The sequence below is a fragment of the Pseudomonas sp. NUPR-002 genome (assembly GCF_056322725.1).
The window spans coordinates 5,252,533-5,271,807 of sequence record NZ_CM150476.1 but is presented as its reverse complement, the minus strand read 5'-3'; the positions used below and the strand labels follow the sequence as shown (position 1 = coordinate 5,271,807).

The following is a 19,275-nucleotide window of genomic DNA, read 5'->3' as shown; positions in this document are numbered from 1 at the left end:
AACCTGACGCAAAAGTAATGTAGGCATCAGGCAGCTGTCAGGGAGTCCTGTCTACGGTCTGTTATGACAGGCATCGCAATCGTGCCTGCCGTTAGCGGTAGCAGTGACCCTGACAACCTGGTGGAGATCGTCCTGTGAAATCGCTCAAACCAGTGCTTCTTGCTACAGCTATGCTGCTGTCTTCAACTGTGTTCGCTGAAGGTGGAAGCGACCGTGCGCTCGAAAGAATCCAGTTACTTCGGGACCAGGCCGAGGCCGTACTGGTAAAAGCGGAGAAAGCTGACCTCGGCCAACGGCATGTACACATGAAAGAGCACATGGCCATGTTGCAGGACTTGATGAGCCAGCTGCATCAAGACCATCCCAAAGCAGGCATGTCAAAGGATGAACATCTAGCGTGGATGGAGAAACACGACAAGATGGTGGATGAGGTCCTTGGTCAAATGGTCCGTGAGCACAAGCTAATGATGGCGGACAAGGAGTGTCATCCATAACCCCGAATTCACGGCCGTTCCCCTCTGCTCCTTTGGCCTAGCGGCGCCCAAACGGCGCCGTTTTTTTGGGGCCAGATTCAGTCATTTCGTTTCAGTCTCCGCAGCAGACGTTTGGCCGGGTGGAATGATCAGTCGCAAGAACCTGACAGAACTGTAATACCCAGCTCAGCTTTCTGAAAGCGCAGGCTAGCTAATGTGACCCTAAGCCTGAAGCCCTTGGGGCTCACCGTAACCCGCTGAGGCACAACTGATGAACTTGATCAAAACGCTCGTGATGATGGTCACCTTTGGCATGTCTAGCCTTGCTCTGGCTGAAGGCGGTGCCGACCGCATCTTTGCAAGGATGGAGGCAGCCCGGCAGACCTCCGTGAGTACGAATCAGCTTGCACAGCAGAAGAAGGACCAGGCGCCGGTAGCAGCTGAGATTCACAAACAAGCGAAGCATGAGAGCTGCTGAGCCGAGCTTACAGAAATGTAATCACTCGGGAATCTGTTATGTGGCAGTTTCAGATTGCTCTTTCCCACCGCGGCTTGTGCTTTCTGAAAAGTCTACAAGGCTTGTGGGAATCCTAAGGAAATCGGGACCTTCGACCTCGAACAGCCCGAATATCAGCGAATTACCTGACTGACTGGACACTACGGCATGCAAAGCAAAACCACGAGACGATCCTTCGTCAAAGGCCTGGCCGCTACTGGACTACTTGGTGGATTGGGCATGTGGCGCACGCCGGTCTGGGCCGTGACCAGCCCTGGCCAACCTAATGTGCTGACAGGCACCGATTTTGATCTGTACATCGGTGAGCTGCCGGTCAACATCACCGGAGCGGCTCGTACGGCAATGGCGATCAACGGCTCGCTGCCTGGACCAATTCTTCGGTGGCGCGAAGGTGACACTGTCACGCTCCGAGTTCGCAACCGCTTGAAGCAGGATACTTCCATCCATTGGCACGGCATCATCCTGCCGGCGAACATGGATGGTGTGCCTGGCCTGAGCTTCCATGGCATCGCAACTGATGGCATGTATGAGTACAAGTTCAAGGTCCATCAGAACGGGACCTACTGGTACCACAGCCATTCTGGGCTACAGGAACAAGTCGGGGTGTACGGTGCATTGGTCATCGATGCAAAGGAGCCCGAGCCGTTCACCTATGAACGGGATTACGTGGTCATGCTTAGCGACTGGACCGATGAGGACCCTGCCAGAGTTCTGTCCAAGCTCAAGAAGCAGTCGGACTATTACAACTACCACAAACGCACGGTTGGCGATTTCGTCAACGACGTAAGCGAGATGGGATGGTCAGCTGCCGTGGCGGACCGGAAAATGTGGGCTGAGATGAACATGAGCCCAACCGATCTGGCTGATGTGAGCGGCTATACCTACACCTATCTCATGAATGGCCACGCCCCGGGCAGCAACTGGACGGGCATCTTCAAGCCGGGCGAAAAGATCCGGTTGCGCTTTATCAACGCCTCGGCCATGACGTACTTCGATGTGCGGATTCCCGGTTTGAAAATGACTGTGGTCGCAGCCGACGGACAGCATGTCAAACCGGTGACGGTCGATGAGTTTCGAATAGCGGTTGCAGAAACTTACGATGTAATCGTCGAGCCGGATGACGCGCAGGCTTATACCATTTTCGCGCAAACCATGGATCGCACAGGGTACTCCAGGGGCACATTGGCCGTACGTGAAGGTTTGCAAGCTCCCGTGCCAGCAGTTGATCCGCGTCCTCTCATCTCGATGAGCGATATGGGCATGGATCACGGCGATATGGGCGGAATGGATCACGGGTCAACGCAGGGCGGTATGCCTGGCATGGCCGGCATGGATCACAGCAAGATGGCTGGGATGGACCATAGCAGCATGGCCGGCATGGACCACAGCAAGATGGCCGACATGGATCACAGCAGCATGTCTGGAATGCGCGGAGCCATGCAGACTCACCCAGATTCGGAGACCAACAACCCCTTGGTCGACATGCAGACGATGTCGCCGACGCCTAAGTTGAGCGATCCAGGAATCGGACTGCGCAACAATGGACGCCGTGTCCTGACGTATGCGGATCTGCGAAGCACTTTCATTGATCCAGACGGCCGAGAGCCTGGTCGCACTATCGAACTACACCTCACCGGACATATGGAAAAGTTCTCATGGTCTTTTGATGGGATTAAGTTTTCTGATGCAGAGCCCCTGCGCCTCAAGTATGGCGAGCGTCTTCGCCTCACTTTGGTCAACGACACCATGATGACTCATCCCATCCATCTCCACGGCATGTGGAGCGACCTGGAGGACGAGGACGGTAACTTCATGGTGCGCAAACACACTATCGACATGCCTCCTGGCTCAAAACGAAGTTATCGCGTGACTGCCGATGCTTTAGGGCGATGGGCCTATCACTGCCACTTACTGCTCCACATGGAAATGGGCATGTTCCGAGAAGTCCGTGTGGACGAATAATCTGGAGATCTGAGATGAGCAAACCAATGAAACGTAGCGCCTTTTTCTTCTCTGCCGCCATGGTAGGTCTTCTGGCTGTTTATGCCCCTTCCTCGTGGTCCAGTGAAAATCATGAGCAACATACCCAGAAGTCTGCTGACGCCCCGAGTTCAGCTAAATCCAACGCCGGAACCAAGGGCGCACAGGGTAAGCAAGCCGAAGGAATGGATCATGGCTCTATGAAAGGCATGGACCATGGATCTATGAAGGGTATGGATCATGGGTCGATGGAAGGCATGGATCACAGCGAAATGATGGATTCGCACGGCGGCGACAAAGCTAAGGCAGGGAAAGATGACCAATAGGCTGGCACGACCATCGCTCTTGGCATTGGCTGTGTCCCTCAGCGCACTGAATGGTGCGCCTAGCTTTGCGGCTGAAGAAATGGACCATTCAGCGATGGGGCATGGGTCTATGCAAACGGATCCAGCCTCTTCACAAAGCGCGATGCAGGGAATGGACCACAGCCAGATGGGGGCAAGCAAGCAGCCGAAAAAGGCCACTTCTGTTGATCACAGCAAGATGGATCATAGCTCCATGCAGGGAAGCAAGGACTCCATGGACCATAGCAAGATGGGCCATGGGAGCATGGAAGGTATGGATCACGGAGCCATGGATCATTCGAAGATGGACCACGGTTCTGCTAATGCCCCCACGGCGACCAGTCGTACTCCGATTCCTGTACTGACTGATGCGGACCGAAACGCGGCGTTTCCTCCACTGGGCGGTCATGAAGTTCACGATAGCGGTATCAACAGCTTCTTCTTGTTGGATCAGCTTGAGTACCAGGACGCAGACGAAGGCAGCACGCTGGCTTGGGATGCTTCGGGATGGGTTGGGGGCGACATCAACCGGCTATGGATCCGTTCTGAGGGCGAGCGCACAAATGGCGTTACCGAGGATGCCGAGCTACAGCTTTTATACGGGCGCTCAATCGGTCCTTGGTGGGATGTGGTTGCTGGGGTTCGCCAGGATTTCAAACCAGAATCTCCCCAGACATGGGCAGCTTTCGGTATTCAGGGCATGGCGCTGTACGAATTCGAAGCTGAAGCTACCGCTTTCATTGGTGAGAATGGTCAGAGCGCCGCACGGCTGGAAGGCGAATACGACATCCTCCTGACTAATCGCCTGATCCTGCAGCCTACCGCAGAAGCTAATTTCTATGGCAAAAACGATCCTGCGCGTGGCGTAGGTTCCGGTCTCGCCAACACCGAAGTTGGACTGCGCTTACGATATGAGCTCGTTCGCCAATTTGCACCCTACATAGGCGTCACCTGGAGCCGCTCCTACGGCAAAACTGCAGACCTGATTCGCGAAGAAGATGGGGATGTGGATGAAGCCCGATTCGTTGCTGGCATTCGGATGTGGTTTTGAGCACCTGACATGAAGAAAACAATTACAACGCTTGTGGCAGCAGGCGCCTTGGGTAGTGCGGCTGTTCTGGGGGTCGCGTATTTCGGCCTGGTCAACGTTGGTGCTGATGATCCTCACTTTCCGGCAGTCCATGCATTCCTCTCCATGGCGCGGGATCGCTCTATCGAGGTTCGCGCACGAGATATCGAGGTACCGAATCTAAAGGATGAAACCCTGATTCGTACTGGCGCCGGGAACTACAATGCCATGTGTATTGGCTGTCATCTCGCCCCAGGGGTTGATAAGACTGAGCTCAGCCAAGCACTGTATCCGTCTCCTCCCAACCTCACCAAGATTGGCCTAGACGATGGTCCCGCCGCTGCGTTCTGGACCATTAAACATGGTATCAAGGCCACCGGCATGCCTGCTTGGGGCAAGAGCATGGGTGATCAATATATCTGGGGCATTGTCGCATTTCTGGACCAACTACCGCAGATGAACGCTGAGCAGTACAAAGCGCTGGTAGCAACCAGTGGCGGGCACCAGCACGGCGGTGGGGAAAGTGAGATGCACAATCATGAAGGTCAGCATGGCGGGAATAAGCCTGGCCACCACAGCAAGCCTGCCTCCACAGGAGGCCATCACGATATGGGGCAAGCAGAGGCGCATCATTCACCTTCCGCTGATCCCGCCAGCGCCAAGCCTGACACCGACCATCACGGCGGTCATGACGCGGCCGAAGCTGATAGTGATCATCACTCCAAGCCGACTCCGAAGACTCATACGCACAGTGATGGAAAGGAGCATCCCCATGAAAGTTAAAAGCCGCTTCCTGAGGTTGACCGCCCTTGCTGCATTTCTCACGCTACCGCCAGTTTACGCAGCCGTGCCAACCGCGATCGATGTGCACCGAGATGCAAACTGCGGGTGCTGTACAAAGTGGGTTGCATACATGGAACAGAATGGTTTCAAGGTCATCGATCACGTTGAAACCGATATGAGTGCTGTAAAGCAGAATCTCGGGGTCGTGCCACGTTTAGCGTCCTGTCACACCGCAGTGATCGACGGAAAGTTTGTTGAGGGGCATGTCCCAGCTGAACAAGTTCGAGAGCTGGCAAAGCGAAGTGACCTGCTTGGCATTGCCGTGCCAGGGATGCCCGCAGGCTCTCCAGGGATGGAAGTGGATGGTGTTACGCATGCTTATCAGGTCATCGGCCTCACCAAGAGCGGAGGTGATGAAGTGGTTGCAGAATATCCAGGCCACTAACCCTTCCTTAGACCAATAAAAACGGCGCCTTGTAGGCGCCGTTTTTATTGTGGGGAGGGCATCCTGATCAGTCAACTCTGACCGCGGCAACCTATGCCGGCTGTGCGGTACTCAAGAATGTTGAGCTTTCCAGTCGAGTCTTCATAGGTCATTTGCGCCGGCATCACGTCACAGGTACCCCGGTTCGAGGTCATACTGATCACTTTCGCAATGTCGAGTTTCATCCCGTAGCGATAGTGGGTTACCTCTGGTGGTTTTTTTCCATTGGCAGCGGCATAAGCGCGCATAGCTTGTTCATTCGCCTGAATCATCTTTCCGTGCAATCGGTCGGATCCGCCCTCAGCCAATGCGGTCGAGGATGCGGTCAGGATCAGCAAAGCGGCAATTCCTTTAAAAATTCTCATGTTCATCACTCCTATTTGACGTGACTGAATCTTAAGGGAATGGACCTGTCGTTCGAATGATGGGCCGATTACATCTTCGTAAGTCGGGCTCAGGCATAGCTGAAGGGTACCCACATCACGCACAAGATACCGACAACCTTAGCAAGGCCGCTGATCAAGCCATGTACGAAGCCAAGCAGCGCGGCAGAAACGAAGTGATGCTGTTCAGCAGTGAGAGCTGATCTGCTCACCTGCGCCCAGATTGACATCCCTTCTCTGCCGGTAGCAATCAGCGCTCCGTTTCAGGGGGTGACTTAGGGAGGTCTGCTTTGGGGGTGGAAAGCAGTCGCTCATGATTGACCGCTCTCGACTCAGAAAGTGGGGCTCAAAGGGATCAGACTTGAGGTCAGAGGGGCGGCGGTGAGTAAGTCTCAGCTTATGACGTTCAAGGCCAATCGATTACCAGAGGGACGGGAACAGGAACTCGATAGAGTAAGGGGAGAGGCTTAGAGAAACCGACTTGAGTCCCTCCCATTTGATCAACCCCTCGTCGGCCATCTGCGAAAGAAGGGTTCGGGTTGTACTTTCGCTTAAGCCCATTTTGATTTGGATAGCGTCGTTCGACTGATCACCGTGGCACAGCAAATCCTTGTAGAGTTCGCAAGCCTTGATGCTGAACTCCGGCAACACCTCACCTTTTATGGTGTAGAAAGCTTCCTGATGCCGCTGTTGGAAGTAGTTGTCGATCCGCTGATTCAGCATCCGTGGTTCTAGTATGGAGCTGAAATAATTCACCTGATCGAGAGCGGTCTCGACGAAGTAGCGAGTGAATTTCAGCAACCCTGCATCGGAGAGCTCGCCACGTCCGTCGAAATCGCCTTTGCGAACATGGTCAGCAGCATTCAGCGCTGCATAGTACGCCTCGGCGTTGCGGCCGAAGCCACGGGACATTGACCACAAGTCTGAACCACCCAGACCACTGGCCTTGAGATACTGGTCGGTGAATAGGCGACCTGTGCGGCCATTACCATCCACGAATGGGTGAATCCACATCAGTCGGTGATGCGCAGCTGCAGCAGCCAGAATTGGTGAGATGCCGTGGTGCCGGTCCAACCGGTAGGCGGTTTCGAACCAATTCATGTAGGACATAAGTTTCTCGGCAGTTGGCGGGATGTGCTTGCCGACCCTAACACCCCGATCCCTGAACTGCCCCGGGACCATACGGATGCTCTCACCATCGTCGTTGACTTTCATGTCCAGTAGCACGTCGGGTATGCCTTTGTAGAGCTCCCGGTGCATACGTGCGACTGCGTCCCTGGTACAGATTAGCGAATCTGCGATCGGGTCATCCGCCAGGCGTTTCTGCGCTTCAATGTGGCATTTAATCTTCTCTAACTCATTTGCGACTTTGACGTCGGTTGGCATTTCATGGGTGCTTAACACGTCTGCCGGTAGAGCGGAGTTGCCCTCAATTTTGTTGCTGTAATACGAGTTTACCTTATGAAGATGCTCCATCAGAGGGAGCCGTAGCGGTGGGGGGACGTTGATGCGAAGTGCTGCGTCGAGCCGCATGATCTCAACGACCACATCCTGTAGGTCACCTGGGATACGGTCTTGAGTGATGAGGGGAGTAAGTGCCATTTGCCGGATGATTACTTTGTCGTAAGCCTAGGCTCTGTTCGAAAGAGATTTTGCAGACATTGTGAATCGCACGGATGGGGTGTGCTCACATACCAGACCGAAGGTCTCGAAATTCTGTAGATCCTATTCATTGTGGACAGGCGTAGCGATGGAGTCTATGAGTTCGAGAATAGGTCTTGCTCCCTGGGAGCAGCGCAGCTGGGAACTTCATAAGATTCTTTTCCTAAGGGAAGTGATGAAGCGCGCCCCAACGATTCGTTGGAGCGCGGTATCAGCGGGTTACTTTTTGACAGAGAGATAGTCGCCAGAGGTTTTCAACGAGACGGTCACCTCGCTGTTGGTGCGGTTACGCCAGAACCAACCATGGGTGCCGTCAAATAGAGCAGTGATCTCTCCTGTGTCGCCCTTTACCTGCTTGGCTTTGCTGTAGCTGTGGAAGTCGCCTTGGGCTGCGTTGTAGGTCTCTCCATGAGTGTCATGGTTGACCGGGCCAGTCGCGGTCCACTCGTAGCTGGCTGTACTGCCTTTGCGCATCTCCAGCTTGATTTCTCGGCCTTCGCCTGGCTTGAGCGTCAAGGTCATGTAGTCCGTTTTTGCCGCAGGTGCTGCTGTGGTGGGTTGTGCAGTCGGGGTGGCCATAGGCTGCACTTGAGCCACTGGTTGCGGCGCTGGGGCGACCACGGACGTGGAAATAGCAGCGGTTGGTTGTGGCGGCGCAGCATCGGCCAATGCCTCTTGCGCCAAGCTGATTTTCAGCTCACCCATTTGTGTCAGCCCCAAAGCTCGACCGACCCCAGTGGGATCAATGGCGTATTCCGAAGGCATCACCACCGTCACCAGCAGACCCAAGGCAGTTGCCAAAGCGATCACGGTGGAACGGACGAGCTGACGGCTGCTGGGCAGTTCACTTGCAGTTGGAAGCGGGGTATTGAACATAGTCAGAATTCCTTACGAGGAAACAAGCAGGCCGGTTAACTGGTAACCCATAAGTAGGAAGCCGGCACTCATCATGGCGACATTGGCGATGTAGGCATGGCGCCAGAAGCTGGCTGTCCGCCGCCAATAGCCGATCAGGATGAGAATGCTGCCAAGCGCCAACAGCTGACCGATTTCAACGCCAACGTTGAAGGCAATCAGATTGGGAATCAGGCCATCTGAAGAGATCTCGTACTCCTGGATCTTAGTCGCCAGGCCGAAACCATGCAGCAGGCCAAACACCAGCGTGGCTACCTTGGTGTTCGGCTGGAAGCCAAACCAGCGTTGAAACGCGCCCAGGTTGTCGAGCGCCTTGTACACCACGGAGAAACCGATGATGGCGTCGATGACATACGAGCTGATGTTGATTTCCGTGAGCACGCCTAGTAACAGGGTGACCGAATGCCCGGCGGCAAACAGCGTTACGTAGAGCCCGACATCCTTCATTCGGTACAGGAAGAAGATCACCCCGAACAGAAACAACAGGTGGTCGTACCCCGTCATCATGTGCTTGGCGCCCATGTAGATGAACGGCAAGAGCATCACGCCCGAGCTTTCCTGAATAAAGCCTTTATCCCCCTCGGCGACGGCATGAGCCAACGTCTCGGGCATGCCTAAACAAAGCGATGCGACAAGTAAAAAGAGCAGCAATAGCGGTCGATGTGGGCGCATAGCGAACACATCCCCGCCACTTGTTGGGTGCAAGTGCATGGATCAATCCTACGTTGCAATGATCTTGAGCCGCTGTGCGGCAATGGTCAGGAAGCAATCGGAGGACGGGGGGGGCGCTCGATCAGGAATATTGGAGATCGGGGAAGTGAATGCCCTGGTGCGGTGAGCCGCACGAGAGGCTTCTGCTGTGCACAAAGCTGCACCGTAGAGCTCAGCTGAGGGGTCTCGTGCTGGTGATCAGGGGTTAATGGCGAGTGGTAATGGTCGGAGCACTGTGTACAAGTTGATGCTCCATGGCTGTGATCATACTCAGCTCCTTGCACCACCTCTGCTACAGGATGTTTACCGGGCACTGACAACGTATAGGCATGCCCCGTCCACGCCGAGATAACGGCCAGAGCGAGAGCAAGAATCACCATCGTTGATAGAGAACGACTAAACATCACAGGTGCCTTTCAGGCCTATTCCAAAGAATCTGAAGCGTGCTTGAAGTATCCCCCCGGGGGGGATACGATGCCAGCGTAATTCATCGAAACCAGAGACTCAAGTCATGACTGAGCATGTGCACCTCGATGCCCATGACCACCCACATGGTCATACACATATCCATCAAAGCCACGAAGCGATCATCAAGCGCCTCAAGCGTGCGGACGGCCACTTGCGAAGCATCATTGCGATGATCGAGGAGGGCCGTGAGTGCGTCGACATCGCACAGCAGCTGCATGCGGTTGAAAAAGCGGTTTGCCAAGCCAAGCGGACGCTCATTCAGGATCACATCGACCACTGCCTGGAAGACACCGTCGTGGCATTGAGTAACGGGGATCGCTCATCGCTTGAAGAATTCAAGCAAATCACCAAGTACCTTTAGGTTCCCCATGCCGAACTTCGCAGATTTGCTACAGCAGGGTGGAGCCCACGCCTGGCTGTATTTTCCCAGTGCCATCTTGCTGGGTGCTCTCCACGGGCTTGAGCCTGGTCATTCCAAAACCATGATGGCTGCATTCATCGTTGCGATTCGTGGCTCTGTGAAGCAGGCAATCCTGTTGGGCCTTGCCGCCACGATTTCCCACACGCTGGTGGTCTGGCTGGTCGCAATCGGTGGCATGTACCTGGGTAAGGGGCTGGATGCTCAGACTACAGAGCCTTACTTCCAGCTCGCATCTTCTGCCCTGATCATTGTGATTGCCCTGTGGATGCTTTGGCGGACGTGGCGTGGCGAGCAGATGTTCAAGTTCGAGCAAGGCGATGATCACCATCATAGTGATCATGACCACGGGCTTCACGATGAGACTCACCGTATTGATACCGGCCATGGCCGGATCGAGCTTTCAATCTTCGAAGACGGTATGCCCCCGCACTGGCGGATGAAAGTGCTGAGTGGCCATGCCTGGCCGGCTGCTCAAGTTCTATTGACCACCACCAGGTCCGACGGGAAGAGCCAGCAATTCGCGTTTGTCGAGCGGGAAGGGTATCTCCAATCCACGGTTGATATTCCTGAACCCCATGAATTCAGCGCTCGGCTCAGTCTCGGGCATGCTGGCCATTCGCATGACTATGATCTCGATTACCGCGAGCACGATCATGGCCACATACATTCCGAGCGGGAGGGCTTGGAGCTGTCCGTCGATGACTACCAGGACGCGCATGAGCGTGCTCATGCCAACGACATCCGTAAGCGCTTTACCAATCGGGAAGTGACAACGGGGCAGATCATCATGTTTGGCCTGACCGGTGGCCTTATTCCATGCCCTGCAGCCATCACGGTATTGCTGCTCTGCCTCCAGGTTAAAGAAGTCGCACTTGGCGCCATATTGGTTCTGTGCTTCAGCATTGGCTTGGCGCTTACCCTAGTGGCAGTAGGGAGCGCAGCAGCGATTGGTGCAAGACAAGCGTCCAATCGCTGGCCATGGCTGGGTACCGTGGCGCGGCGTGCGCCCTACCTCTCCAGCGTCCTGATTATCGGTGTCGGCCTCTATGTAGGCTTCCATGGCTGGATCGGACTGAACAGCTGAGGGGCCTGCTCAGTGTTCGAACTGACCAGCTACATCGGCCTATTTCTGGCGGCACTCGGTGCCGCCACCTTGCTGCCCATGCAGTCAGAGGCAGTACTCGCCGGCATGCTGGTCTCCGAGAAATATTTGCCCCTTACTCTGCTACTGGTGGCCACAACCGGCAACGTTTTGGGCTCGTTGGTTAACTGGGTGCTTGGGCGCAGCATCGAGCACTTCCGGCACAAACGTTGGTTTCCGGTTAGTGAGAGCAAGCTCGAAAAAGCCCAGCAGTCCTATCAACGCTACGGCCACTGGTCCTTGCTACTCAGCTGGGCTCCGATCATTGGCGATCCTCTAACCCTGGTCGCGGGCATTATGCGTGAGCCCCTGTGGCGCTTCTTTTTGATCGTCACCCTGGCCAAGGGGGGACGTTATCTACTGCTCACAGTGCTCGTCCTGGGAGGCTCGTGATGAGCGCGTATGAGCTAACAGCACCGGTCATCAAGAATCGCAATGCCGGCCAGGACCTGATCAAGTGGTTAGCCATGATCACAATGTTCATCGATCACCTGCGCTTGGTGTGGCCCGAAATGGGCGACCTGTTTATCGTTGGACGGCTCGCCTTTCCGCTGTTTTGCGTAGCGATTGCCGCCAATGTGGCGCGTACGGGCCCCGGCGAGCTACTGACAGCCGCCAATGGTCGATACCTCATCTTGATGATCCTGTTCGCGATCATTTCCGAGGTTCCCTATCGCTACATCAGCACTTCTGGACTATTCAATGTCTTGGTGACTCTGACACTGGGGCTGCTGGTCACGTGGGGGATTCATCATCGCACGTGGTTGGCTGGGGCCCTTGCAATCACCGCAGGGGCGCTTGCCTATCTGCTCAACGATACGCTGATGTACGGGTTCTATGGCGTCCTTGTACCAGCGACAGTGCTTATTGCGATCAAGCGGCCAGGCATACTGTGGTTACTGCCTGCACTCCTGTGCGTATTGATCAATACTCGCAGCAGCATCGTCGCCCGGGCTCTGGATCTAAACACTCCGTCGATCCTAGCCTTGGGCACTGCCTGCGCCGCTCCGCTTCTAGGCTTGTGGCTCCTGCGCCAGAGCCTGCATTTCAATGTACAACCGGTACGTCAGTGGGGGTATTGGTTCTATCCAGGCCACTTGGTCGCATTGCTAGCTCTCCGCTTGTGTCTGTGAGGCATAGAATGCCTTTCATCGGCTTACCCACAACTGAACCCGCAAGCTCTTGTTTGATGAAGGCAAATAGCCATACTCTGTGCGTGGTGGAAGATTCCGCCTATAAAAACTACGCATGGAGTTAGCCTGATGAAAGTTGTTTCTCTCGTTATTGCTGCTGTCCTTTCGTTCTCTTCGGTTGCTGCGTTTGCGCACAGTGGTGGTACCGATTCCAAGGGTTGCCACACCAACCACAAAACTGGCGGCTACCACTGTCACTAAGCGGCAAAGCCCAGCGGTTGCTGGGCCATTCCCAATGGTGGTCATCAGGACCACAGTTGAAAGAATGCTCCCCAATGTCCATTGCGCACCACGTACACCAGCAAACCGACTATACCGCAGCTGAGTAGTACCTGAATGACACCGCGCTTGAAGTGAAACAGTGCAATGGCAGCGGCTATCGCAATTACCAGCGACGGCCAGTCCAGACCTGCTCCAAATCCATTGGGCCAGAGTACGTGGTAACCGAAAAACATCGCCAGGTTCAGGATCACTCCGACCACGGCAGCTGTGATGCCGATGAGTGGCGCAGTGAATTTCAGTTCGTTATGGGTCGACTCGACCAAGGGCCCACCGACCAGAATGAACAGGAAGGAAGGCAGAAAAGTGAACCAGGTCACCAAGCTCGCCGCTACGGCACCGGCTAGGAACGTCTGCTCAGGACCAAAAACCTGCTGGACATAAGCGCCGACGAAGCCAACGAACGCCACGACCATGATCAACGGACCAGGTGTGGTTTCACCTAAGGCCAGGCCATCGATCATTTGGGTCGGGGTCAGCCAGCCGTAGTGCCCCACAGCGCCTTGATAGACATAGGGCAGCACCGCATACGCACCACCGAACGTCAGTAACGCTGCCTTGGTAAAGAACCAGCTCATTTGGGTGAACGTCCCGTTCCAGCCAAACATCGCGGTCAGGAGGCCCATGGGTAACAACCACAGCAGGACGCCTACCAGTATCAGCAGCATTAGCCGAGACCAGCGAAACCGGGCGTGTGCAGGCGTTGGGGTGTCATCATCGATCAGAGCCGTGCCATAGGATTTCTTCGCGGTACCGTGGCCACCAGTGCGAAATTTTTCTGGGGCAAGGCGGCCGCCCAGATAACCCAGCAGTGCCGCGACCAGGACAATGACGGGGAAAGGAACATTCAAGGCGAAAATCGCGACGAACGAAGCGGCAGAAATGGCCCACAGCCATCCGTTTTTGAGTGCTCTTGAACCGATTCTATGAGCGGCATGGACCACGATGGCGGTGACTGCAGGCTTGATGCCATAGAACAGTCCAGCCACGATGGGAACGTCACCGAAGGCAATATAGACCCATGACAGCACAATTAGAATGAACAGCGAAGGGAGCACAAACAGCCCACCCGCAATCACCCCACCCCAAGTGCGATGCATCAGCCAGCCGATATAGGTCGCCAACTGCTGTGCCTCTGGCCCAGGAAGCAGCATGCAGTAATTCAATGCATGGAGAAAACGCCGTTCTGATATCCAACGCCGACGTTCTACCAGCTCCTGGTGCATGATCGAGATCTGACCCGCAGGCCCGCCGAAGCTGATAAAGCCGAGCTTCAGCCAGAACCACAGTGCTTGTGCCAAGCTAACAGGCGCTGGTCGCACCAAGTCAGGCGCATCCACCGGTAGGGTGTCCTTAGTCATCGGTGTTGCCCTCCGATGGGCGCTCGAGCGAGCAGCTGGCGAAAGTACATGCTCATGAAACGATTGTCTCGTGATGTTCGGACTTTGGTGTTTTGGTGGTACTCGCGAAGCAGCTTGCGATCATTAGCTTTTTATAGGGGCGCAAAACTGAACTTCAAATCCAGCGGCGAACACGAGCGCAATACTTATCCAGATCGTCACCAAACAACCGACGCAAGGCACGTTCTTCCGGCAGGATCTGAAAACGATTGATGTACAGGACGAACGCCGCAACTCCCAGCAAAGCGAAGGGTGAAGCAAGAAACACCGCCCACGCCGCCAAGGCCAATGCAAAGCCCAGGTACATGGGGTTTCGAGTCACGCGATAGATACCTGAAGTAACCAGGGCTGAAGCCGATGCTGGTTTCAACGGATTGACCGTTGTTTTGGCCTGATGGAAGCAAATTACGCCTGCCAAACAAACACCGGCGCCAATCACTGATAACACAAGGGAGCCGACAAGGCGCCAACTCAGAGGCGCCTCTACGGCCGGCCATTGCGCTGCACTGAGCCACATCAACAAAGCGCAAATCGCCGCTACCAAGGGGGGCGGGACACGGTTCTCGAACCAGTGCATGACATTACTCCTTGGTTTTGGCGACCTCATCACGGACCAATTGACGCAGTGCCTGCGGGCTGAACTCGTTCAGGCTTTGACCATTTACGAAGAACGTCGGAGTGCCCTGTACGGCTAAGGCTTTAACATCCTGCATGTCGACTTTAAGCGCCGCATCAACCCCCGCAGACCGCATGTCTGAACGGGCTTTATCCAGATCGAGACCGACCTCTTGCGCAGCCTCCCACGCCTTGGCTACTTGAGGATCATCATGCCAACCTGGTTGGGCCTCCAAAACCGCCTCCAGCACTTGCTGGTAGAGATTCTGCTTTCGCGATGCCTCGAGCAGACGGGCAACCTCTTCTGAACCTTGGTGTAAAAGCGTATAGCGCAAGACCAGACGAACATCGTCAGGATGCTCCGCGAGAATCTTTTTGACGTAGGGATAGAAAGCCCGGCACGCCTCACAAGAAGGATCAAAGAATTCGACAATGGTGACCGGGGCGTTTGCCTTACCGAACGCAGGTGAATGGAAGCGCACCAGATTGGCCGTAGCCCTGACAGGCGGTTCGGCAGGGGGCATCGTTGAAGTTTGAGCTGGTGGGGTCGGTGTTGGTTGATACAACATGACAGCCGCACCAAAGGCAGCCAGCACCAGAATGCTGATGGTCAGGACCAGGGTACGACGATTCATGTGGTAGAGCTCCGACGGATGATAAGCAGCAGGACAGAAATGGACATAAAGGCAGCTAGTGCTAACAGAGGCAGCGGAACAACGCCAAACAGCGTCATGCCAGCGTCAGTGCAGGATGGACCGGTCGCAGTACAGGGCACAATTGGCTGCGGAAGCAGGCCTGCATAGAGCAGGCTGTGCCCCAGCGCAACCAACCCACCACCGATCGCGAGTGGTAACGCATAGCGCCAGACCGCAAAATCTGAGCGATAGCAAGCAATAGCCAAAATGATCGCAAGCGGGAACATAAAGGCTCGCTGGAACCAGCACAGCACACAAGGCTCCTGGCCCATCACCTCTCCAACAAATAGCACCGCTAGTGTGGAAGCTAGCGCGAGCAGCCAGGCCAGCAGTAACAACATCCAAGAGCTGGGGGTAACGCCGTGGTTCATATGCGTTCCTCAGTTAGCGCCTGGAGGCACTGCAGTAAAGGTCACCGGGAGCGTCTGACCATCAGCAAATTGAAGCGTTATCGCAATCTGATCACCGAGGGCTAGCGGCTTCTGGCGCTGCATCAGCATCAAGTGATAACCACCGGGAGCAAAGGCCAAGGTGCCTGACGCAGGTACCTGTACCTGATCAATATGCTGCATTCTAGCCATGCCATTTTCCTGGATACTTCGATGAATCATGACTTGGCCGAACATGTCGCTTTGCGCACCATTCAGCGCAACCGGCTCAGCACCGGTGTTCGTCAACGTAAAGTAACCTGCGGCCGGTAAGTCACCGGGTAGCAGCCGAAGCTGCGCGTTCTGTACTTGCACTTGGGCCATTGCAGCATTTGCTGTTAGCAGCAATAGCACAGCAGCCAGCTGTCGTCCGATCCGTTGCATCATGACTATCCTTGTGTTGAAGCCAGTTAGTTGGAGTGTTTGGGCCCACAGCACGACTTGACCTCAGTCGGCTCTGCCGGGGATTGTCCGGGCTCACAGAGGCTTACCAGCATAGGCTTTGACCCTTCGCGCGTTGAGACCGCATTGGATACCGGGGCGCAGCAGGAAGCAGCAGGTTTAGTAGGCTCCACTGCGCAACATTCAGCAGGTTCAGCGACCACCTCCGGCTGCGGATTGAGCTTCCACTCATGCCAGGCTTCGCGAAGGACCTGTCCAGCGGAATGCAGGAACAGTGCAGCAATCGCCAGACCCACCGCGATATCAGGCCACAGGCTGCCAGTTAGAGCCACCAAACCAGCCGCGATAATCACACTGGTATTGGCAATCAGGTCGTTACGTGAACACAGCCAGGTCGAGCGCATGTTCAAGTCATCACTGCGGTGGCTAAACAGCAGATAGAAGCAGATGCCATTGGCAGCCAATGCGATAAACCCGACCACCCCCATCCAATCCGCTTCAGGCACTTCTTGCATGATCAACTTGCGAGCAGCGTCGGCGACCACCACAAGCCCGAAGAGCAGCATAAAGCCGCCTTTGAACAAGGCCGCCCCGGCGCGCGCTCGGACGCTTCGGTGCAGTACAAACAGCGTCACCGCGTAAACCGAGGCGTCCCCAAACATGTCCAGCGAGTCGCCCAGCAATGCGGTAGAGCTCGCAATCAAACCGGCGGCAAACTCCACCACGAACATCACCGCATTGATGGCCAGAACGATGTAGAGAATGCGGCTTTGTCGGGCGCGCAACTGCGCTAGTTCGCCGGCTTTGTTTTCGCAGCAGCTGTCCATTTTCCCATCCTCACGCATGACCGATTGCGATAGCATGAAGGTTCTAGCAACTATAAGGTCAAGCACCATGACTGTACCGAACTACACCGTAGGTCAGTTGGCCAAGGCCACAGACACCAAGGCCGTGACCATCCGTTATTACGAGCAGCAGGGGTTGCTACCTTCAGCCACCAGAACTCCCGCGGGCTACCGCCTCTACACGGAAATCGAGCGCGATCGCCTGCTGTTTATTCGACGCAGCCGTGGGCTGGGTTTCAGCCTTGATGATGTACGCGAACTGCTCGGCCTGGCGGATCGGAAGGAACACTCCTGCGCAGCAGTCGATGCCAAAGTCGAACTACAGCTTGCTCAAGTGAGAGAGCGCATCCGTGATCTACAAGGCCTGGAAAGCGAGCTGACACGGTTGATCGCGTGCTGCCAAGGCGGCGTGATTGAAGAGTGCCGGATTATCGAATCCCTATCGAATCGATCTGCTGTGCGTCCGGAGTCGACTGACACGGTTTCACGGTAAGAGATCAGCTCGCGACTTTGAAACAGAGACAAACACTGGTCCCCGCCTGCTCTTGGCTACTGAGACTGACTTCCCCGCCAAAGCGCTCCATGATCTGCTTGACCATGATCAAACCGATACCCAACCCACCCAGTTTGATGGTGTAGAAGGATTTGAACGCCATCATCTCTTGCTGGCGGGTCATGCCTTTACCGGTATCGTTGATCGAGAGTGGAGCTTTAGCCCATCGGCAGACAGTGTGGTACTGATATCTAGCCGGCCACCCTCCGGCATCGCTTCAATGGCGTTGGCAATCACACTTTGATTCATTTTTGCAATACGTGTGCTGTCCGTGTCTCAACTGCTTTCCCTGACATGGGTAGAAATAATATAAGATCAGTGGTGAGGCATATTGTTTCATCTGTGAGGGCTGAGAATCCCTGCCTCGAAAAAGAACGTTCACTTGAAGGTTCTAGCTTGCAGAAGATGATCAATCGTATCGCTGAAGCGCTATGACAGCTCATCTAGTTATAGCGATATATCAGCTGGTGTGTTATTAAATTTTGAAAGTGGGTGTCCGAAAAATACCCACAAATATAGAATTTTTGAAGATGCTGTTGGTGAAGTTGTAGGCGAGATTAAGCTTTGAATAGAGCATTATAAGCTGCGAGATTTCTCACGCTAAATAAATCCCGCTTTGACGGGGTTTTTAGTGTGCTAAGGGTGGCGTATGGTTTGTGGTGTAAGTTTTCAACGTTTATCTAGCACGTATCCTACACCTCTCAGTGTATGGATGAGCTTGGTTTCAAAGGGGTCATCTATTTTGGCTCGGAGTCTGCGAATTGAGACCTCCACTACATTCGTGTCGCAGTCGAAGTTCATGTCCCATACCTGCGAGATTATTTGTGTGCGACTTAAGACCACGCCGGAGTTGCGCATCAGGTAATGCAGCAGAGCAAACTCTTTCGTAGTTAAATCAATACGTTGGCCGTCTCGGAAGGCTCTATGGCGGCTCTGGTCCAGCTCCAGATCTGCTACTTGAATGATCTCAACCGAGGCAGGATGATCCGCTCTACGCATCAAGGCTCGTACGCGGGCTAAGAGCTCCGGAAACTCAAACGGCTTGACCAAGTAGTCATCCGCACCATTTTCCAATCCTCTGACTTTATCTGCAAGGCGACTTCTTGCGGTCAGCATCATAATGCGCGAAGGGCAGTTTTTTCGCCGTAGCAGCTCGAGCACTTGCCAACCATCCATCTCTGGCAAGTTAATATCGAGGATGATAAGTTCGTATTCATGCTGCTTGGCTAGGAAGAGGCCATCAGGGCCGTTGTGCACGAAATCTACAACATAACCACTTTCCGTAAGCCCTTGTCGCACGTACTCCGCTGTTTTTACCTCGTCCTCAATTACCAGAATTCGCATGGGGTTTTGTCTCGATATCGCTGAGCAATTAAATAGCGCCTGTGCGCCGGTAGTATTTAGTAAAATAGTAAATCAATTTTTGGCACTCAGGGTCTAAATAACGCATTTGTAATTTATTGGTAATATGGCTGATAGCCTGGCGATATATTGTGTCGCAGCTTGGCTTGGAG

At 54.7% G+C, this 19,275-nt stretch carries 25 protein-coding genes and 1 pseudogene; 14 read left to right on the top strand and 12 right to left on the bottom strand.

All coding sequences use genetic code 11. From position 1 onward, the window contains the following. Positions 1 to 134: 134 nt before the first annotated feature. The 7 genes from ACVWSC_RS24295 to ACVWSC_RS24265 all read left to right on the top strand — a co-directional run bounded on the left by ACVWSC_RS24295 (position 135) and on the right by ACVWSC_RS24265 (position 5,611). Complete coding sequence (locus ACVWSC_RS24295; RefSeq protein WP_191832380.1) at positions 135 to 494, top strand: co-regulatory protein PtrA N-terminal domain-containing protein; 360 nt, start codon at positions 135 to 137, stop codon at positions 492 to 494. Positions 495 to 744: 250 nt separating this feature from the next. After that, entirely contained in the window at positions 745 to 951 is a 207-nt protein-coding gene (locus tag ACVWSC_RS24290) for a co-regulatory protein PtrA N-terminal domain-containing protein (protein WP_191832379.1), read from the top strand. Positions 952 to 1,137: 186 nt separating this feature from the next. Continuing rightward, positions 1,138 to 2,952, top strand: a complete 1,815-nt coding sequence (locus ACVWSC_RS24285) for a copper resistance system multicopper oxidase (RefSeq protein ID WP_191832378.1) — start codon at positions 1,138 to 1,140, stop codon at positions 2,950 to 2,952. A gap of 14 nt (positions 2,953 to 2,966) precedes the next feature. Continuing rightward, positions 2,967 to 3,296 carry a hypothetical protein gene (locus ACVWSC_RS24280; RefSeq protein WP_038614600.1) on the top strand — a complete coding sequence of 110 codons (330 nt, stop codon included), beginning with the start codon at positions 2,967 to 2,969 and terminating at the stop codon, positions 3,294 to 3,296. Further along, positions 3,286 to 4,365, top strand: a complete 1,080-nt coding sequence (locus ACVWSC_RS24275; RefSeq protein WP_280042754.1) for a copper resistance protein B — start codon at positions 3,286 to 3,288, stop codon at positions 4,363 to 4,365. The genes ACVWSC_RS24280 and ACVWSC_RS24275 overlap by 11 nt, the downstream gene beginning before the upstream one ends. A 9-nt stretch (positions 4,366 to 4,374) precedes the next feature. Then, positions 4,375 to 5,166 (top strand): c-type cytochrome, encoded by a 792-nt coding sequence (locus tag ACVWSC_RS24270; protein WP_280042751.1) that lies wholly within the window; start codon positions 4,375 to 4,377, stop codon positions 5,164 to 5,166. Next, on the top strand, positions 5,156 to 5,611 hold the full coding sequence (locus ACVWSC_RS24265) for a DUF411 domain-containing protein (protein WP_191832375.1): 456 nt from the start codon (positions 5,156 to 5,158) through the stop codon (positions 5,609 to 5,611). Before ACVWSC_RS24270 ends, ACVWSC_RS24265 begins: the two co-directional genes overlap by 11 nt. 71 nt (positions 5,612 to 5,682) lie before the next feature. Here ACVWSC_RS24265 and ACVWSC_RS24260 read toward each other — a convergent pair whose 3' ends face one another. Then, positions 5,683 to 6,015 carry a DUF2790 domain-containing protein gene (locus ACVWSC_RS24260; protein WP_191832374.1) on the bottom strand — a complete coding sequence of 111 codons (333 nt, stop codon included), beginning with the start codon at positions 6,013 to 6,015 and terminating at the stop codon, positions 5,683 to 5,685. Between the two features lie 56 nt (positions 6,016 to 6,071). Here ACVWSC_RS24260 and ACVWSC_RS24255 point away from each other — a divergent pair. Further along, positions 6,072 to 6,221 (top strand): annotated as a pseudogene (locus tag ACVWSC_RS24255) (diguanylate cyclase domain-containing protein); the annotation flags it as partial. A 232-nt stretch (positions 6,222 to 6,453) separates the two neighbouring features. Here ACVWSC_RS24255 and ACVWSC_RS24250 read toward each other — a convergent pair. The 3 genes from ACVWSC_RS24250 to ACVWSC_RS24240 form a co-directional block, all read right to left on the bottom strand. Further along, positions 6,454 to 7,635: a Fic family protein gene (locus ACVWSC_RS24250; protein WP_191832372.1), complete on the bottom strand. Its 1,182-nt coding sequence runs from the start codon at positions 7,633 to 7,635 to the stop codon at positions 6,454 to 6,456. Positions 7,636 to 7,914: 279 nt separating this feature from the next. Beyond that, a complete protein-coding gene (locus ACVWSC_RS24245; protein ID WP_191832371.1) occupies positions 7,915 to 8,571 on the bottom strand; it encodes a transmembrane anchor protein in 657 nt (218 codons plus the stop codon). Between the two features lie 12 nt (positions 8,572 to 8,583). Next, entirely contained in the window at positions 8,584 to 9,321 is a 738-nt protein-coding gene (locus ACVWSC_RS24240; protein WP_442109594.1) for a HupE/UreJ family protein, read from the bottom strand. Between the two features lie 511 nt (positions 9,322 to 9,832). Here ACVWSC_RS24240 and ACVWSC_RS24235 point away from each other — a divergent pair. From ACVWSC_RS24235 to ACVWSC_RS24215, 5 genes are all read left to right on the top strand, one after another. After that, on the top strand, positions 9,833 to 10,150 hold the full coding sequence (locus tag ACVWSC_RS24235) for a metal-sensing transcriptional repressor (protein ID WP_191832369.1): 318 nt from the start codon (positions 9,833 to 9,835) through the stop codon (positions 10,148 to 10,150). Positions 10,151 to 10,157: 7 nt separating this feature from the next. After that, positions 10,158 to 11,294: a nickel/cobalt efflux protein RcnA gene (locus ACVWSC_RS24230; protein ID WP_191832368.1), complete on the top strand. Its 1,137-nt coding sequence runs from the start codon at positions 10,158 to 10,160 to the stop codon at positions 11,292 to 11,294. A gap of 12 nt (positions 11,295 to 11,306) precedes the next feature. Next, on the top strand, positions 11,307 to 11,744 hold the full coding sequence (locus tag ACVWSC_RS24225) for a YqaA family protein (protein WP_191832367.1): 438 nt from the start codon (positions 11,307 to 11,309) through the stop codon (positions 11,742 to 11,744). Continuing rightward, positions 11,744 to 12,484 (top strand): TraX family protein, encoded by a 741-nt coding sequence (locus ACVWSC_RS24220; RefSeq protein ID WP_191832366.1) that lies wholly within the window; start codon positions 11,744 to 11,746, stop codon positions 12,482 to 12,484. The genes ACVWSC_RS24225 and ACVWSC_RS24220 overlap by 1 nt, the downstream gene beginning before the upstream one ends. A 129-nt stretch (positions 12,485 to 12,613) precedes the next feature. After that, positions 12,614 to 12,745, top strand: a complete 132-nt coding sequence (locus tag ACVWSC_RS24215; protein ID WP_191832365.1) for a YHYH domain-containing protein — start codon at positions 12,614 to 12,616, stop codon at positions 12,743 to 12,745. Between the two features lie 44 nt (positions 12,746 to 12,789). On the opposite strand, the gene chrA is transcribed toward ACVWSC_RS24215, so the two are convergent. The 6 genes from chrA to ACVWSC_RS24185 form a co-directional block, all read right to left on the bottom strand. Continuing rightward, positions 12,790 to 14,184: a chromate efflux transporter gene (chrA, locus tag ACVWSC_RS24210; protein ID WP_191832364.1), complete on the bottom strand. Its 1,395-nt coding sequence runs from the start codon at positions 14,182 to 14,184 to the stop codon at positions 12,790 to 12,792. Positions 14,185 to 14,338: 154 nt separating this feature from the next. Beyond that, positions 14,339 to 14,800 carry a methyltransferase family protein gene (locus tag ACVWSC_RS24205; protein ID WP_038614588.1) on the bottom strand — a complete coding sequence of 154 codons (462 nt, stop codon included), beginning with the start codon at positions 14,798 to 14,800 and terminating at the stop codon, positions 14,339 to 14,341. 4 nt (positions 14,801 to 14,804) lie between these two features. Next, on the bottom strand, positions 14,805 to 15,473 hold the full coding sequence (locus ACVWSC_RS24200) for a DsbA family protein (protein WP_038614587.1): 669 nt from the start codon (positions 15,471 to 15,473) through the stop codon (positions 14,805 to 14,807). After that, a complete protein-coding gene (locus ACVWSC_RS24195) occupies positions 15,470 to 15,904 on the bottom strand; it encodes a disulfide bond formation protein B (RefSeq protein WP_038614586.1) in 435 nt (144 codons plus the stop codon). The genes ACVWSC_RS24200 and ACVWSC_RS24195 overlap by 4 nt, the downstream gene beginning before the upstream one ends. Positions 15,905 to 15,913: 9 nt before the next feature. Further along, complete coding sequence (locus ACVWSC_RS24190) at positions 15,914 to 16,348, bottom strand: copper chaperone PCu(A)C (protein ID WP_262405544.1); 435 nt, start codon at positions 16,346 to 16,348, stop codon at positions 15,914 to 15,916. 23 nt (positions 16,349 to 16,371) lie between these two features. After that, on the bottom strand, positions 16,372 to 17,190 hold the full coding sequence (locus ACVWSC_RS24185) for a cation efflux transmembrane domain-containing protein (RefSeq protein WP_191832363.1): 819 nt from the start codon (positions 17,188 to 17,190) through the stop codon (positions 16,372 to 16,374). A 67-nt stretch (positions 17,191 to 17,257) separates the two neighbouring features. On the opposite strand from ACVWSC_RS24185, the gene ACVWSC_RS24180 reads away from it, so the two are divergent. Then, positions 17,258 to 17,701, top strand: coding sequence for a MerR family transcriptional regulator (locus tag ACVWSC_RS24180; protein WP_191832362.1), 444 nt, complete (start codon positions 17,258 to 17,260; stop codon positions 17,699 to 17,701). A gap of 4 nt (positions 17,702 to 17,705) precedes the next feature. On the opposite strand, the gene ACVWSC_RS24175 is transcribed toward ACVWSC_RS24180, so the two are convergent. Together ACVWSC_RS24175 and ACVWSC_RS24170 are read right to left on the bottom strand one after the other, a co-directional pair. Continuing rightward, a complete protein-coding gene (locus tag ACVWSC_RS24175; protein WP_038614583.1) occupies positions 17,706 to 17,885 on the bottom strand; it encodes an ATP-binding protein in 180 nt (59 codons plus the stop codon). A 545-nt stretch (positions 17,886 to 18,430) separates the two neighbouring features. Next, positions 18,431 to 19,105 (bottom strand): heavy metal response regulator transcription factor, encoded by a 675-nt coding sequence (locus ACVWSC_RS24170; protein ID WP_038614581.1) that lies wholly within the window; start codon positions 19,103 to 19,105, stop codon positions 18,431 to 18,433. Positions 19,106 to 19,275 lie beyond the last annotated feature (170 nt).

What these genes read in the sequence shown, in the direction of transcription:
- ACVWSC_RS24230 (WP_191832368.1), top strand. Translation starts at nt 10,158, where the DNA reads ATGCCGAACTTCGCAGATTTGCTACAGCAGGGTGGAGCCCACGCCTGG.
- ACVWSC_RS24250 (WP_191832372.1), bottom strand. Translation starts at nt 7,635, where the DNA reads ATGGCACTTACTCCCCTCATCACTCAAGACCGTATCCCAGGTGACCTA.
- ACVWSC_RS24205 (WP_038614588.1), bottom strand. Translation starts at nt 14,800, where the DNA reads ATGCACTGGTTCGAGAACCGTGTCCCGCCCCCCTTGGTAGCGGCGATT.
- ACVWSC_RS24175 (WP_038614583.1), bottom strand. Translation starts at nt 17,885, where the DNA reads ATGACCCGCCAGCAAGAGATGATGGCGTTCAAATCCTTCTACACCATC.
- ACVWSC_RS24195 (WP_038614586.1), bottom strand. Translation starts at nt 15,904, where the DNA reads ATGAACCACGGCGTTACCCCCAGCTCTTGGATGTTGTTACTGCTGGCC.
- ACVWSC_RS24260 (WP_191832374.1), bottom strand. Translation starts at nt 6,015, where the DNA reads ATGAGAATTTTTAAAGGAATTGCCGCTTTGCTGATCCTGACCGCATCC.
- ACVWSC_RS24290 (WP_191832379.1), top strand. Translation starts at nt 745, where the DNA reads ATGAACTTGATCAAAACGCTCGTGATGATGGTCACCTTTGGCATGTCT.
- ACVWSC_RS24180 (WP_191832362.1), top strand. Translation starts at nt 17,258, where the DNA reads ATGACTGTACCGAACTACACCGTAGGTCAGTTGGCCAAGGCCACAGAC.
- ACVWSC_RS24280 (WP_038614600.1), top strand. Translation starts at nt 2,967, where the DNA reads ATGAGCAAACCAATGAAACGTAGCGCCTTTTTCTTCTCTGCCGCCATG.
- ACVWSC_RS24190 (WP_262405544.1), bottom strand. Translation starts at nt 16,348, where the DNA reads ATGATGCAACGGATCGGACGACAGCTGGCTGCTGTGCTATTGCTGCTA.
- ACVWSC_RS24215 (WP_191832365.1), top strand. Translation starts at nt 12,614, where the DNA reads ATGAAAGTTGTTTCTCTCGTTATTGCTGCTGTCCTTTCGTTCTCTTCG.
- ACVWSC_RS24245 (WP_191832371.1), bottom strand. Translation starts at nt 8,571, where the DNA reads ATGTTCAATACCCCGCTTCCAACTGCAAGTGAACTGCCCAGCAGCCGT.
- ACVWSC_RS24285 (WP_191832378.1), top strand. Translation starts at nt 1,138, where the DNA reads ATGCAAAGCAAAACCACGAGACGATCCTTCGTCAAAGGCCTGGCCGCT.
- ACVWSC_RS24200 (WP_038614587.1), bottom strand. Translation starts at nt 15,473, where the DNA reads ATGAATCGTCGTACCCTGGTCCTGACCATCAGCATTCTGGTGCTGGCT.
- ACVWSC_RS24170 (WP_038614581.1), bottom strand. Translation starts at nt 19,105, where the DNA reads ATGCGAATTCTGGTAATTGAGGACGAGGTAAAAACAGCGGAGTACGTG.
- ACVWSC_RS24220 (WP_191832366.1), top strand. Translation starts at nt 11,744, where the DNA reads ATGAGCGCGTATGAGCTAACAGCACCGGTCATCAAGAATCGCAATGCC.
- ACVWSC_RS24270 (WP_280042751.1), top strand. Translation starts at nt 4,375, where the DNA reads ATGAAGAAAACAATTACAACGCTTGTGGCAGCAGGCGCCTTGGGTAGT.
- chrA (WP_191832364.1), bottom strand. Translation starts at nt 14,184, where the DNA reads ATGACTAAGGACACCCTACCGGTGGATGCGCCTGACTTGGTGCGACCA.
- ACVWSC_RS24235 (WP_191832369.1), top strand. Translation starts at nt 9,833, where the DNA reads ATGACTGAGCATGTGCACCTCGATGCCCATGACCACCCACATGGTCAT.
- ACVWSC_RS24185 (WP_191832363.1), bottom strand. Translation starts at nt 17,190, where the DNA reads ATGGACAGCTGCTGCGAAAACAAAGCCGGCGAACTAGCGCAGTTGCGC.
- ACVWSC_RS24275 (WP_280042754.1), top strand. Translation starts at nt 3,286, where the DNA reads ATGACCAATAGGCTGGCACGACCATCGCTCTTGGCATTGGCTGTGTCC.
- ACVWSC_RS24265 (WP_191832375.1), top strand. Translation starts at nt 5,156, where the DNA reads ATGAAAGTTAAAAGCCGCTTCCTGAGGTTGACCGCCCTTGCTGCATTT.
- ACVWSC_RS24240 (WP_442109594.1), bottom strand. Translation starts at nt 9,321, where the DNA reads ATGCACTTGCACCCAACAAGTGGCGGGGATGTGTTCGCTATGCGCCCA.